This window comes from Burkholderia sp. L-4, from assembly GCF_056856535.1.
On record NZ_JBXEOX010000003.1, the window covers coordinates 710,273 to 723,845 of the forward strand.

Genomic DNA, 13,573 nt, shown 5'->3' on the forward strand with positions numbered 1-13,573 from the left:
TTCAAGGTGGCGTTGCGTCCACACTGGGTGGACTTCCGTTTCACCCGGCGGCGATCGACGCGATCGGCCCGCGCGTGCCGGCAACCGTTGCCGGCCGTGAGGTACGATACGCGCCGGGGCGACGCGCCCCGCCTGAGAGACCCGGCCATCGCGGCCCCCTACCCAGCACAAGAAAAATGCCAAGCAACCCATTGCTGCACCGAAACCTGTTCGCCGCGCTGGCGGCCAGCCTGCTCTGGATTCCGGCCGCCCACGCCAGCGGGGACGACGGCTGCTATGCGCCGACCACGCTCCGGCAATCCGGCTACTCGTGCGCCAACCTGCCGATGCTGAGCCCCGCCAACGACACGCGCGTCAACGCGATGCTGATGATGGTCGACAGCGCCAGGGTCGCGCAGGTGTTTCCGGACCCGAAGACCATCCCGGCGAAAGACCGGATCAACCAGATCATCGTGCCGTTCCCGATGGACTTCTCCGGATGGATCTATATCGGCCAGAAGGAACCGGAGAAAACCGGCGGCACGCCGGACGCCGATGCCTCGTCGAACCGGTATGCCGACGGCGAAGGCAGTATCTGCCGCAGCATGAACGCAGGCGCCGATGCGTTCAACGACGCACTGACCGGCGCCGGCGGCCTCCCCGCCGACGAAGCCGCGCGGCTGCGCACGGCACGCGCCGACATCGCGCAGAAGACCTGTGCCGCCGGCGGCGCGAGCGCCGCCTGGACGAAGCCGCCGGTCAAGTCGCCGCTCGGCCAGCAGTTCGCCGCGTACCTCGACGGCACGAACGCGTTCTACCGCGCCGACTTCCTCACCGCGACCCGGTCTTTCGCGCAGGCGTCGCACAGTGCGAACCCGTGGCTGAAGGAAACCGGCCTCTACATGGCCGGGCGCGCGCAGCTGAACGCCGCGCAGGCCAACGTGTTCGACAACGACAGCCCGACGCCGACGCGGGCGCGCGTGACGAAGGTGTCGCTCGACGCCGCGAATACGGTGTTTCGCACCTACCTGAAGGTGTATCCGCAGGGGCGCTACGCGGTGTCCGCGACGGGGCTGTTGCGACGGGTCGCGTGGCTCGGCGGGAACGTGACGCAGCAGGCCGATCTTTACGGCCACGCGCTCGCGCGCTGGTCGCCGGCGACGTCGAACGTGCCGCTGATGCAGCTGGCGAACGAACTCGACAGCAAGCTGCTGTTCGGACCGGATTTCGACGCACGCCAGATCCAGTCGCCGACCGTGCTCGCGACCGTCGACCTGATGCGCATGCGCGTGTCGGACAGCGGCGATTCGAGCAGCAGCAAGCCGATCACGCTGGACGAGTTGCAGGCGCAGAAGCCGCGCTTCGCGAACGCGCCCGTGCTGTACGACTATCTGCTCGCGACCTGGTACGTGCAGATCGGGCACAAGCCGGAGGCCGCGCTCGAATTGCTGCCGCAGACGCCCGCCGCGCCGCTCGACTACTTCGGCCTGAGCCAGCAGGCGCTGCGCGCGTTCGCGCTGGAAGACAGCGGCCAGAGCGACAAGGCACGCCAGCTGTGGCGCGACCTGATCCCGCTCGCGAAATTCCGCTTCCAGCGCGAAGCGCTCGAACTCGCGCTCGCGATCAACCTGGAGCAGGCCGGGCTCGTCAACGACGTGTTCGCCGACGATTCGCTCGTGCAGAACGTTGCGATTCGCGCGGTCCTGCTGAGGCGCGCGGCCAATGCGGACCTGCTGCGCGCACAGGCGCAAAACCCGGCGGCCGGCGCCGCGCTGCGCGACGCCGCGCTGTACACGCTGCTGTACAAGGAGCTCACGCGCTCGCGCTACGCGGAGTTCATCGCCGATACCGCGCTGGTGTCGGGCACGCCGGCCGACCCGCTGAAGCCGTTCGTCGCGGCCGGCCCGCGGAAAGACGACGGCTACACGTGCCCGTCCGCGCGCGACATCGCGACGGTACTCCAGCAGAATCCCGCCGACGCGAAAGGGTTGAACTGTCTCGCCGATTTCGTGCGACTCAATCCGCTCGAGGCCAACCTCGAGGGCGATGCGTCGCCGTGGGCGCGTTACGCGCCGCCGTCGAGCACCCCGCGCACGGCGCCGCCGACACTCGGCAACGCACCGTCGCAGTTCGCCGGCAAGCCGTACGAGCGGATGTCGAGCTATGTGACGGTGATGGCCGATGCGCAGGCGAACCCGAACGACCGCGCCTACGCGTTCTACCGCGCGATCAAGTGCTATGCGCCGTCGGGCAGCAACGAATGCGGCGGCAAGGAAGTGCCGAAGAATACGCGCAAGCGCTGGTTCGATACGCTGAAGACCGCCTATCCGGGCAGCCCGTGGGCGCAGAAGCTCCGCTACTACTGGTGAGCGCCGCATGACGCGCATCGCGTGCGTCGCGCTGCTGCTGGCCGCGCGCGTCGCGCTGGCCGGCACCGTCGACGCCGCCCGGTACGACGCGTTCTGGCTGTGGGCGGGCGTGAAGCCGCAGGCGGTCGTGCGCGACGCGCGCACCGTCTACGTGCTGCAAGGGCAGATCGAGGCGGCGCCGCGCGACGAATCGCAAGTCCGCGTGATCGCGCAGGGCGTCGCGCTGCCGCCGGCGCCCCGCGCACGCGTGTGGCTTGTCTATCGTGCGCACACGCTGCGCTGGACGCCGCGCGTGACGCAGATCATGCTCGCGCAGCTCGAGCGCTGGCGCGCGTCGGGCCGCACGATCACCGGCATCCAGATCGACTTCGACGCGCGCACGCGCCATCTGCAGGATTACCTCGAATTCCTGCGGACGCTGCGCGCGAGCCTGCCCGCCGATTGCCGGCTGAGCATCACGGGGCTGCTCGACTGGAGCAGCCGCATCGATACCGACCAGGTCAACCAGCTCAGGGGCATCGTCGACGAAGTGGTCGTGCAGACCTACCAGGGGCGCAGCACGATTCGCGACTATGCGGACTACCTGCCGCGCGTCGCGCGGCTGCAGCTGCCGTTTCGCATCGGCGTGATCCAGGGCGGCGAGTGGGACGCGCCGCCGTACCTCGCGTCGAATCCGTGGTTTCGCGGCTACGTCGTGTTCCTGCGCAACGGCTAGCGGCCGGAACCGGGCCAACCCGCGTGCCGCCGCTCCTCACGCGTGATCGCGAACGCGGCGCCGGTCACGTAGATCGCCGACGTCCTACGCGGCACGCGCGATCGTGCCGGCGAGCCCCGCGAGCGCGATCACGAGCAGTGCGAACGCCGATGCCGCGGTGATCCAGCGCTGCTTCCGGTGAAGCAGCGGATGATTGATCGCGGCCATGTAGCCGGTCAGGATCGTGAAATCGACCGCGATCCACAGCGCGGCCAGGATCGCCAGGCTCACGCGCGAATCCGGCGTGATCGCGACGAACTGCGGAAAGAACGCGACGAAGAACAGCAGGTCCTTCGGATTCGCGATGCCGACGAGAAAGCCGCGCACGACGCCGGGCAAGCCGCGCGGCCGCGGTTCCCGTTGGGCACGCGCGTCATCGTCGCCGCCGCGCATGCGGCCGGTGCGCCATTCGCCGAGCAAGCTGCGGATCGCCAGCACCGCAATGAACACGCAACCGATCACGTGCAGCCCGTCGAGCAGGCGATCGCTGACGAGCACGACGCCGAACACCATCAGCATCGCGCCCGCGATCATCACGAGGCTCGCGGCATTCGCGCCCACCGCGGTCAGCATGCCCTGGCGGAAACCGCGTCGCGCCACGGTGCCCGTCACGAGCATGACGACCGGGCCGGGCGTCGCGATGAGCAGCACGATCGCGGCAAGATAGGCGAACAGTAGCGGGTAATGGAGTGACATGACAAAAAGTTGTTCTACCGTTTGACGTGCGAGCCGGTCACGGTGGCATCATGGAAGCCGGGCATGCCGAATTTCGCCTTTCCTGGAGTATCACGCGTCCGGGACACTGACGAAAAACGGAAAATCCTGCCACATGACATGAGTTTTATTCATATTCGAAACCCATGAAGGCCAAACCGCTTCCCCCTGTCTACGCACTGCGCGCATTCGAAAGCGCCGCGCGCACCGGCTCGTTTACGCTGGCCGCCGAGGAACTGAGCCTGACGCAGAGCGCGGTCAGCAAGCACGTGAAGACGCTCGAGGCCTACTTCGGCCGGAAGCTGTTCGTCCGGCGCGGGCCGAAGATGACCGTGACGGCGGAAGCGCACATCCTCGCGTCGGGCTTGCGGCGCGGCTTCCGGCAGGTCGAGGAAGCGTGCATGCTGTTCCAGACGCAGCGCGACGTGCTGCGGCTCAAGGCACCGTCGACGCTCACGATGCGCTGGCTGCTCGACGCACTCGCCGCGTTTCGCGCCACGCGGCCGGCCTTCGAAGTGCAGATCGCGAGCGTGTGGATGGATGTCGATACCGTCGATTTCTTCAGCGAATCCTACGATTGCGCGATCCTGCTCGGCGCCGGCGGGTTCGGCGAAAGCACGCATTGCGTGAAGCTGTTCGACGAGTGGCTGATTCCGGTGTGCTCGCGCGCGACCGCGACGGTCGCACGAGCGAACCCGTCCGCGTGCGAGCTGATCCACCCGTCGCCCGACCGGCGCGACTGGCGCCGCTGGCTCCAGGGCAGCGGCCACGCTCTGGACGTCGACATCACGCGCGGGCAGGTGTTCGACATGCTCGAACAGGGGATGGCGGCGGCGATCGCCGGCCACGGGATTTCGATCGGCGACCTCGCGCTGTGCGCGAAGGCGATCGACGAGAAGCAGCTCGTGCTGCCGTTCAAGACGGCCGTCGGCACCGGCGACGCGTACTACCTCGTCTGGCCGGAAGACACCGGCAAGGCCGCGCAGGTGCGCGAACTGCATGCGTTTCTGGCCGCCCGGATGCCGCGCCTCGCGCATCCGGGCGTCCGCTTCAACGGGGTGGGCTGAAACGCGCGGCCGGCCATCGCGCCGCCCCGTTCAACGGGGGCGACGGATCGCCAGCCGCGCATCGCGACGCCGCCCGCCGCAGGCAGGCGTGCGCCGGACGTCGTTATGCCTGCACGAACGCCAGCAGGTCGGCGTTCAGGACGTCCGCATTGACCGTCAGCATTCCGTGCGAATAACCCGGGTAGGTTTTCAGCGTGCCGTTCTTCAGCAGCTTGACCGACTTCAGCGCGGCATCCGCGATCGGCACGATCTGGTCGTCTTCACCGTGCAGCACGAGCGTCGGGACGGAAATCGACTTCAGGTCGTCGGTCTGGTCCGTTTCCGAGAACGCCTTGATGCCGTCGTAGTGCGCCTTCGCGCTGCCTTCCATGCCCTGGCGCCACCAGTTGCGGATCACGCCCTGATGCACGGTTGCGCCTTCCCGGTTGAACCCGTAGAACGGGCCGCTCGGCACGTCGAGGAAGAACTGCGCGCGATTGTCGGCGAGCGCTTTCCGGAAACCGTCGAACACCTCGATCGGCAGGCCTTCGGGGTTCGATGCGGTTTTCAGCATCAGCGGCGGCACCGCGCTCACCAGCACGGCCTTCGCGACCCGGCCGGCCGGCTCGCCGTGCTTCGCGACATAGCGCGCGACTTCGCCGCCGCCGGTCGAATGACCGATATGCACCGCATTGCGCAGGTCGAGCGCCTCGACGACCGCGAAGGCATCCGCGGCGTAATGATCCATGTCGTGGCCGTCCGAGACCTGCGCCGAGCGGCCATGGCCGCGCCGGTCGTGCGCGATCACGCGATAGCCCTTCTGCACGAAGAAGAGCAACTGCGCATCCCAGTCATCGCTGGACAACGGCCAGCCATGGTGGAACACGATGGGCTGCGCATCCTTCGGGCCCCAGTCCTTGTAAAAGATCTCGACGTGATCCTTCGTGGTGACGTATGGCATCGCGATGACTCCTGTGAGGTGAATGAACGTGGCGCACTGGCCGACGACCATTATCGGGGATTATTGTGAAACCCGATTCGACGGTGACATGCCCGGGCCAATCATCCACCCGCAGGAAGCGAACGCGCCGTTTTGCCCCGCGCACCGCGCGCGTCAGCCGTCCGTCGAGACCGTCACGGCCTCCCACGCGCGGATTTCGTCGTCCAGCGCCGACAGCTTGTTGCGCACCAGCCGCAGCGCATCGCTGCCGAGCAACAAATGCGCGGGCGGGTGGTCGGCGGCGATGACGGCGAGCATCGCCCGCGCGGCCTTCGCGGGATCGCCCAACTGCTTGCCGCTCTTTTCCTCGCGCGCCTGGCGGATCGGGTCGAACAGCGCGTCGTAGTCGGCGATCGAGCGCGGCGTGCGCGCCATCGAGCGGCCGGCCCAGTCGGTGCGGAACGATCCCGGCGCCACGGCTGTCACCGCGATACCGAACGGCTCGAGCTCCTTGCCGAGCGATTCGGAAATGCCTTCCAGCGCAAATTTGCTGCCGCAGTAGTAGGCGATGCCCGGCATCGTGATGTGGCCGCCCATCGACGTGATGTTCAGGATGCGGCCGCGCCGGCGTTCGCGCATGAACGGCACGACCGCCTTCATCATCGCGACAGCGCCGAACACGTTGACGTCGAACTGCCGGCGCATCTCCGCGAGCGGCGCTTCTTCCATGATCCCTTCGTGCCCATAGCCCGCGTTGTTCACCAGCACGTCGATGGGCCCGACGTTCGCCTCGATGTCCGCGACGACGCCGTCGATGCGATCGAAGTCGGTCACGTCGAGCACGCGTGCGACCGCCGCGTGCGCGGACAGCGCCTCGAATTCCCGTGCCGCCTGCGCGCTGCGCACGGTGCCGACCACCGTGTGACCGGCCGCCAGCGCCTCCTGCGCCAGCGCGCGACCGAATCCGCTGCTGACGCCCGTGATGAGCATGATGTTGCCGGATGCCATGTGTGCTTCTCCCGAATGTCGATTGAAGCATGCATACTAGTCTGACGTTCGATGTCGATTAAGCCAGATTCCGCTGATTTTCTTGCACAAAACTATGAGCGACGCCCCAACCTCCGCCCGATATCCGTCGCTGTCGCCGCGCGACCGGAAACGCCTGGTGACGCTGCTGCGCACGCTGGCGCCCGACGAAGGCTACAACCTGACGGCGCTGCCGAGCGTGCGCATCCTGCGCTCGAACCGCGCGCTGTCGCGCACGCCGGTGCTGTACGACCCCGGCATCGTGATCGTGTGCCAGGGCTCCAAGTGCGGCTACTTCGGCGGCGAGCGCTATCTGTACGACGAACACCATTACCTGGCCGTGTCGGTGCCCGTCCCGTTCAGCATGGAAACCGACGCCACGCCCGAGCGCCCGCTGCTCGCGCTGTACCTGCACCTCGATTTCACGCTGGCCGCCGAACTCGCCGCGCAGATCGACCGCGAAGGCAGCGCGGAACCCGTGCACGCACCGAGAAGCATGATGTCGACGCCGATGGACGAAGCGATGCACGCGTCGGTGCTGCGTTTCGTCGAGGCGATGCACCGGCCGCTCGACGCCGCGATACTCGGCCCGGCGCTGCTGCGCGAACTGTATTTCCGCGTGCTCACCGGCGCCCAGGGCAGCGCGATGCGCAGCGCGCTGGCGATGCGCGGACAGTTCGGCCGGATCGGGCGGTCGTTACGCGTGATCCATGCCGACTACGCGCAGCCGCTCGACGTGTCGCGACTGGCCGACGCGGCCGGCATGAGCGTGCCGAGTTTTCACAGTCACTTCAAGGCGATCACGCAGGTGTCGCCGATGCAATACCTGAAGTCGACGCGCCTGCATCAGGCGCGCCTGTTGATGGTGCGTCAGGACCTGACGGCGGAGGCCGCCGGTTATGCGGTCGGTTATACGAGCCCGTCGCAGTTCAGCCGGGAATTCAAGCGTCTGTTCGGCCTGACGCCGGCAAAGGAGACGCGGCGCATGCGCGACAGCTTCGCGATTCCGGATGCATTCGACGATGCGGTGTTCGTGTCGTCGCATTGACCGGCGTCGATCACACCGGCATCCACACCCGGCCCATCCTGTTTCGAAGCCGGATCATCACCCCCTCACGCGAGATTCACATGACGCCGTATGCCTTTCGCCTGTTGAATGTCTTCGCCGAATCGACGTTCGGCGGCAACCCGCTTTGCGTGTTCGACGACGCACGCGGCATGGACGACGCGACCATGCAGGCGCTGGCCGTGCAGTTCAATCTGTCGGAGACGACCTTCGTGCTGCCGTCGGCGCGCGCGCATGCGCATGTCCGCATCTTCACGCCGGGCTACGAGATGGCTTTCGCGGGCCACCCGACGCTCGGCACCGCGCACGTCGTGCGCGACCTGCGCAAGACCGGCGACACGCTCACACTCGAATTCAAGGCGGGCATCGTCGACGTCCACGCGCGCGACGACGTCTGGACCTTCACCGCGCCGCATGCGGGCATGCCGAACACGGCGCCGTGCGAGCTGTCCGATGCGCAGACGGCAGCGCTGCTGGGGCTCGCCGAGGACGACCTGCTCGCGCCGCCGAAGTGGATCGACACCGGCACCGATCAACTGCTGGTCGCGCTCAGGGATCCCGCCGCCGTGCGGCGCGCGCAGCCCGACAGCGCCTGCCTGGACATCTGGCCTCGCAGCAGTCTCGGGCGCAGGACCGCATACGTGTTCGCGTTCGACGCCGAACGCCCGGGGACGGTCGTGTCGCGCTACTTCTTCGTGAAACAGGGCGGCGGCGTGTCGGAAGATCCGGGCACCGGGTCGGCCTGTGCGAATCTCGGCGGCTGGTTGCTTGCCGCCGGACACGATCTGCCCGCCGCGTTTCTGGTCGAACAGGGCGACGCCGTCGGCCGGCCTTGCCGGCTGCGGCTGTCGATCGGCGCAACGGGCGACATAGGCGTCGGCGGACGCGTGATCGAAATCGGCCGCGGCGTCGTCAACCTATGACGCACGCGCGCCGGGCGTCGCCTTCGTTCATCGTGCCCCTACCCGCCACACCGTCACTTCGTGCAGCGTCTCGCCCGGCTTGAGTACCGTCGTCGGGAACGCCGGATGGTTCGGCGAGTCGGGAAAATGCTCGGCTTCCAGCGCGAACGCATCGGTTTGCCGGTAAAGCGTTCCGCCCTTGCCCGCGACGCTGCCGTTCAACCCGTTGGACGTGTAGAACTGCAGCCCCGGCTGGGTCGTGTACAACTCGAGGAAACGCCCCGACGCCGGGTCGTAAGCGCGCGCGGCAAACGCCGGTGCCGGCTGGCCGCCCTGGTCGAGCACCCAGTTCTGGTCGTAGCCGTGCGCGATCATGAGCTGCGGATCCGCGTCGCGCAGACGCGCGCCGATCGGCGTCAACTGGCGCAGGTCCATCGGCGTGCCCGCGACGCTCGCCAGTTGCCCGGTCGGAATCGACGTGGCGTCGGTCGGCGTGAAGCGCGATGCGGCGATCTCGATCAGTTGCCGCTCGACGCTGCCGCCGGCCTGCCCCGCCAGGTTGAAGTAGCTGTGGTTGGTCAGGTTGACGACCGTGTCCTTGTCGGTCGTTGCGCGATAGTCGATGCGAATGACGTTGTCGGGCGTCAATGTGTAGGTCACGTCCGTCGTCAACGTACCGGGGAAACCGTTCTCGCCGTCGGGGCTCACGTAGCGCAGCGTGACGCTCGAACCGTCCGCGTCGCTCCGCGTACCGGTGACCGTCCATACCTTCGCGTCGAAACTGTCGGGGCCGCCGTGCAGCGTGTTCGGCCCGTCGTTGACCGGCAGCTTCCACGTGCCGCCGCCGAGCGCGAAACGCCCGCCGGCAATCCGGTTCGCATAACGGCCGATCAGCGCGCCGAAATGGATGTTGCCGTTGTGGGCCTCGTAATCGCGCAGCGAATCGAAGCCGAGCACGATGTCGGCGACGTGACCCGACCGGTCCGGCACGTCGAGCGCGGTCACGATGCCGCCGTACGTGATGATCTTCAACGTCACGCCGCGCGGGTTCGCGAGCGTGTACTGGGCCACCGGCTGCCCGGCGGCGGTCTTTCCGTAATCGGCGCGGTGGATCGATACGTCGGGCGCCGCCGAGGCGATACCGGCATGGAACCCGATCGTTGCGACCGCACAGATCGCGATCAGCGGGTGTGGTCGTTTCATGGAAGCCTCCGAAGCGTTGCGACGGGCGGCTGCGCGCAAGCTGCGTGCCCGCACGCCGCCGGGCGACAGGCGGAACCGGTCTCGTCTCGGGGATCCGAACACGGCGCCGCGCCATCGCACGCGCATGATCGCACGGAAGCGCATCGATACGGCGGCACGTCCGGCTCGCACGCACCGGATACGGCGCGGCGCACGGCAGGCTGAAACGTCGGTGTCGAGCCGGCGCCGATGTCCGCACCGCTCAGGAGTAGCCGGTCAGCGCACCACCGCTTCCGTATTCCGGACGCTGCCCAGAAACCGCGTCAGCTCCACCGTCTGCGGCCGCTCGAAGATCTCTTCGGCCGTCCCGGTTTCCCACACCCGGCCCTGGTGCATGAACACGATCCGGTCGCTCACCGCGCGCGCGAAGTTCATCTCGTGCGTGACCATGATCAGCGTCATGTCCTCGCGCGCGAGTTGCTCGACGACGCCCAGCACCTCGCCGACGAGCTCGGGATCGAGCGCGGACGTGATCTCGTCGCACAGCAGCACGCTCGGTTTCATCGCGAGCGCCCGCGCGATCGCCACGCGCTGCTGCTGGCCGCCCGACAGCTGTTCCGGAAACGCGTCGAACTTGTCGCCAAGGCCGACGCGCTCGAGCATCAATTCCGCGATCGCGCGCGCCTGCTGGCGATGCGCCTTCTTCACGACCGATTGCGCGAGCATCACGTTCTGTCCGGCGCTCAGGTGCGGAAACAGGTTGTACTGCTGGAACACCATCCCGACCTTGAGCCGCAGCGCGCGCAGGTCGGCGTGCCGCGCATCGACACGCTCGCCGTCGACCGAGATCGTGCCCGCGTCGATGCTCTCGAGCCCGTTGAGCGTGCGCAGCAGCGTGCTCTTGCCGGAGCCGCTGCGGCCGATGATCGAGACGACCTGCCCGCGCTCGACGGAGAAATCGATGCCCTTGAGCACATGATGGGTACCGAAGTTCTTTTCGAGACCACGGGTTTCAACGAGCGACATGCCATCTCCTTTGCAACGTGCGCGCATAACGGGTAAGCGGGTAACAGAGCGCGAAATAGATCAGCGCGACGAGCCCGTACACGACGAACGGCCGGAACGTCGCGTTCGAGATCGCGATGCCGACCTTGGTCAGCTCGGTGAAGCCGATGATCGACACCAGCGCCGTATCCTTCACGGCCTGCACGCCGAAGCCGACCGTCGGCGCGATCGCGATGCGTGCGGCCTGCGGAAGGATCACGTGACGCAACTGCTCGACATAACTCATGGCCAGGCTTGCCGAGGCCTCCCACTGCCCTTTCGGCACCGCCTCGACGCAGCCGCGCCAGATTTCGGCGAGATACGCACTGGTGAAGAACGTGAGCCCGGCCGTGGCCGCGACCCACGGCGGCACGTCGAGCCCGACGAGCGGCAGGCCGAAGAACACGATGAACAGCTGCATCAGCAACGGGGTGCCCTGGAATACCTCGATGTACAGCTTCGCACCGCCACGCAACACCGGCGAACCCGACACGCGCATCACGAGCACCCCGAGGCCGACCAGGCCGCCGGACAGGAACGACACGATCGACAGCACGATCGTCCAGCGCGCGGCCAGCAGCAGGTTGGCGAGAATCTGCCCGAACGTGAAATCGATCATCGCGCACCTCGCACACGACGGGAGAACAGGCGGCGCCCCATCGAACCGAGCGCGCCGCGCAGCAGCAGCGCCATCGCCAGGTACGCGAGCGTGATGACGAAATACGTCTCGAATGCGCGGAAGTTGCGCGATTGAATGTAGCCCGCCGCATAGGTCAGGTCGGCCACCGAGACCTGCGACACGACCGCCGAACCGAGCATCGTGATCACGATCTGGCTCGAGAGCGCGGGAAACACCTTGGCGAGCGCCTGCGGCAGCACGACGTGGCGCAGCATCTGCGCGCGCGACATCGCAAGCGCGGACGCCGCCTCGAGATGCCCGTTCGGGACGGCGGCGACGCCCGCGCGCACGATCTCGACCGAGTACGCGCCGAGATTGAGCGTCATCGCGAGAATCGCGGCCGTGTATTCGTCGATGTGCACGCCGAGCGCGGGCAATCCGAAGAAGATGAAGAACAGCTGGACGACGAACGGCGTATTGCGGATCGCCTCGACGTACGCGCCGATCAGCGGGCGCAGCCGCACGACCACCGGCGCGTCGACGCTGTACGCGGCCGCGCCGAGCACGCCGATCGCCACGCCGAGCACGGTCGCGACCGCGGTCAGCGCGAGCGTGATCGCCGCGCCGCTCGCGAACACGCCGGCGTATTCGGCGAGATCGCCGAATTGAAGCTGGTAGCTCATGACGATTGAGTAAGTTCAGGTTCGGACAACGACACCCGCCGCGCCGGCGGCGCCGGCCGCGGCGGTGTATCAGGCAACACGGCGATCCGTCACAGCCCCGCCGGCAACGGCTGGCCGAGCCATTTCCGCGACATCGCGCCCAGCGTGCCGTCCTGCTTCGCATGCGTGATCGCATCGTCGATCTTCGCGAGCAGGCGCGGCTCGTTCTTGTTGACGCCGACGAAGCACGGCGAATTCTTGATCACGAACTTGACCTCGGGCCGGCGCGGCGGATTCTTCGCGAGAATCGCCGCCGCGACGATGTTGCCGGCGGCGATCAGCTGCACTTGCCCCGACAGGAACGCCTGGATCGTCGCGTTGTTGTCCTCGAAGCGCTTGATCGTCGCGTTCGGCGCAAGCTGCGTCAGCGCGATCTCCTCGAGCGCGCCGCGCGTGGCGCCGACCGTCTTGCCGGTCAGGTCGGCGGGCCCGCTCACCTTCACGTCAGCCGGCCCGAACACGCCCTGGAAGTACGGCGCGTACGCGGTCGAGAAGTCGATGACCTTCTCGCGCTCGGGCGTCTTGCCGAGCGACGAGATCACCATGTCGACCTTGTTGGTCGTCAGGTACGGAATCCGGTTCGCGCTGTTCACGGGCACCAGCTTCAGCTTTACGCCGAGCGATTTGGCGAGCAGCTCGGCCATGTCGATGTCGTAGCCCTGCGGCTGCATGTCCGTGCCGACCGAGCCGAACGGCGGATAGTCTTCGGGCACCGCCACGCGCAGTGCGCCGTTTTTCGCGATGGTGTCGAGCGCGTCGGCATGTGCCGGCGCAGCGGCGAACAGCGCCATCACGGGTGCGGCGATCAGCGCAGCCAGCCAGGTGCGTCGGGGGAACGGTCGAGTCGTCGGGCTCACGGTGAATCTTCCTTGTCTGGTATGTCGTCGGGCAGCGCGCAACCGTTGCGCGGCCGATGCAACTCCAGCAAAAACCGGGCCATTGCCGTGAAACGCTTGCCGTGCCGGCACGAGCGGGAAATGCCGGCAACCCGCATTCCTCATTTCGGTGCATGAGTCGGCATCGGCGACAGCTGTTGCCCCCGCAGTGCGCGCGGGCGCACCAAATTACCTAACCGGTTCATCCGGGAAACACGACCGCCGTGCATGCGCGGTGCCGGCCGGCGCGTTTTGCTGCGCGATCATCGTGGCCCATATGCACGGATTCGAACAGGTTCAGTCCAAATTTGCATTCCGTTTGTGACGGGAATTAC

The 13,573-nt window shown here is 67.3% G+C and carries 13 protein-coding genes; 5 read left to right on the plus strand and 8 right to left on the minus strand.

All coding sequences use genetic code 11. The features are described 5' to 3' along the window. The first annotated feature begins 176 nt into the window (after window positions 1-176). Both AC1VVG_RS33720 and AC1VVG_RS33725 read left to right on the plus strand, forming a co-directional pair. Window positions 177-2,348: a PA5441 family protein gene (locus AC1VVG_RS33720; protein ID WP_124610148.1), complete on the plus strand. Its 2,172-nt coding sequence runs from the start codon at window positions 177-179 to the stop codon at window positions 2,346-2,348. A 7-nt stretch (window positions 2,349-2,355) separates the two neighbouring features. Further along, the gene (locus AC1VVG_RS33725) at window positions 2,356-3,063 is read left to right on the plus strand and encodes a DUF3142 domain-containing protein (protein ID WP_049029037.1); all 708 of its coding nucleotides are present in this window, start codon (window positions 2,356-2,358) and stop codon (window positions 3,061-3,063) included. Window positions 3,064-3,147: 84 nt separating this feature from the next. Here AC1VVG_RS33725 and AC1VVG_RS33730 read toward each other — a convergent pair whose 3' ends face one another. Further along, window positions 3,148-3,798, minus strand: coding sequence for a LysE family translocator (locus AC1VVG_RS33730; RefSeq protein ID WP_124610147.1), 651 nt, complete (start codon window positions 3,796-3,798; stop codon window positions 3,148-3,150). A 164-nt stretch (window positions 3,799-3,962) separates the two neighbouring features. Between AC1VVG_RS33730 and AC1VVG_RS33735 the strand changes: the two genes are divergently transcribed. After that, entirely contained in the window at window positions 3,963-4,883 is a 921-nt protein-coding gene (locus AC1VVG_RS33735) for a LysR substrate-binding domain-containing protein (protein WP_482837560.1), read from the plus strand. Between the two features lie 103 nt (window positions 4,884-4,986). Here the strand turns inward: AC1VVG_RS33735 and AC1VVG_RS33740 are convergent, their stop codons facing one another. Continuing rightward, the gene (locus AC1VVG_RS33740) at window positions 4,987-5,823 is read right to left on the minus strand and encodes an alpha/beta fold hydrolase (RefSeq protein WP_034189573.1); all 837 of its coding nucleotides are present in this window, start codon (window positions 5,821-5,823) and stop codon (window positions 4,987-4,989) included. A gap of 153 nt (window positions 5,824-5,976) precedes the next feature. Beyond that, the gene (locus tag AC1VVG_RS33745) at window positions 5,977-6,810 is read right to left on the minus strand and encodes an oxidoreductase (RefSeq protein ID WP_482837561.1); all 834 of its coding nucleotides are present in this window, start codon (window positions 6,808-6,810) and stop codon (window positions 5,977-5,979) included. A 94-nt stretch (window positions 6,811-6,904) separates the two neighbouring features. Between AC1VVG_RS33745 and AC1VVG_RS33750 the strand changes: the two genes are divergently transcribed. Then, window positions 6,905-7,876 carry an AraC family transcriptional regulator gene (locus tag AC1VVG_RS33750; protein WP_049029029.1) on the plus strand — a complete coding sequence of 324 codons (972 nt, stop codon included), beginning with the start codon at window positions 6,905-6,907 and terminating at the stop codon, window positions 7,874-7,876. 80 nt (window positions 7,877-7,956) lie between these two features. Then, a complete protein-coding gene (locus AC1VVG_RS33755; protein WP_482837562.1) occupies window positions 7,957-8,817 on the plus strand; it encodes a PhzF family phenazine biosynthesis protein in 861 nt (286 codons plus the stop codon). 27 nt (window positions 8,818-8,844) lie between these two features. Here the strand turns inward: AC1VVG_RS33755 and AC1VVG_RS33760 are convergent, their stop codons facing one another. The 5 genes from AC1VVG_RS33760 to AC1VVG_RS33780 all read right to left on the minus strand — a co-directional run bounded on the left by AC1VVG_RS33760 (window position 8,845) and on the right by AC1VVG_RS33780 (window position 13,220). Further along, window positions 8,845-9,999, minus strand: coding sequence for an aldose epimerase family protein (locus tag AC1VVG_RS33760; RefSeq protein ID WP_124610142.1), 1,155 nt, complete (start codon window positions 9,997-9,999; stop codon window positions 8,845-8,847). Between the two features lie 255 nt (window positions 10,000-10,254). Beyond that, window positions 10,255-11,004, minus strand: coding sequence for an amino acid ABC transporter ATP-binding protein (locus AC1VVG_RS33765; protein WP_482837563.1), 750 nt, complete (start codon window positions 11,002-11,004; stop codon window positions 10,255-10,257). Next, on the minus strand, window positions 10,991-11,641 hold the full coding sequence (locus tag AC1VVG_RS33770) for an amino acid ABC transporter permease (protein ID WP_034189548.1): 651 nt from the start codon (window positions 11,639-11,641) through the stop codon (window positions 10,991-10,993). The genes AC1VVG_RS33765 and AC1VVG_RS33770 overlap by 14 nt, the downstream gene beginning before the upstream one ends. Beyond that, window positions 11,638-12,324 (minus strand): amino acid ABC transporter permease, encoded by a 687-nt coding sequence (locus tag AC1VVG_RS33775; protein ID WP_049036812.1) that lies wholly within the window; start codon window positions 12,322-12,324, stop codon window positions 11,638-11,640. Before AC1VVG_RS33775 ends, AC1VVG_RS33770 begins: the two co-directional genes overlap by 4 nt. Before the next feature lie 89 nt (window positions 12,325-12,413). Then, window positions 12,414-13,220, minus strand: a complete 807-nt coding sequence (locus AC1VVG_RS33780) for a transporter substrate-binding domain-containing protein (RefSeq protein ID WP_034189546.1) — start codon at window positions 13,218-13,220, stop codon at window positions 12,414-12,416. Window positions 13,221-13,573: the final 353 nt, after the last annotated feature.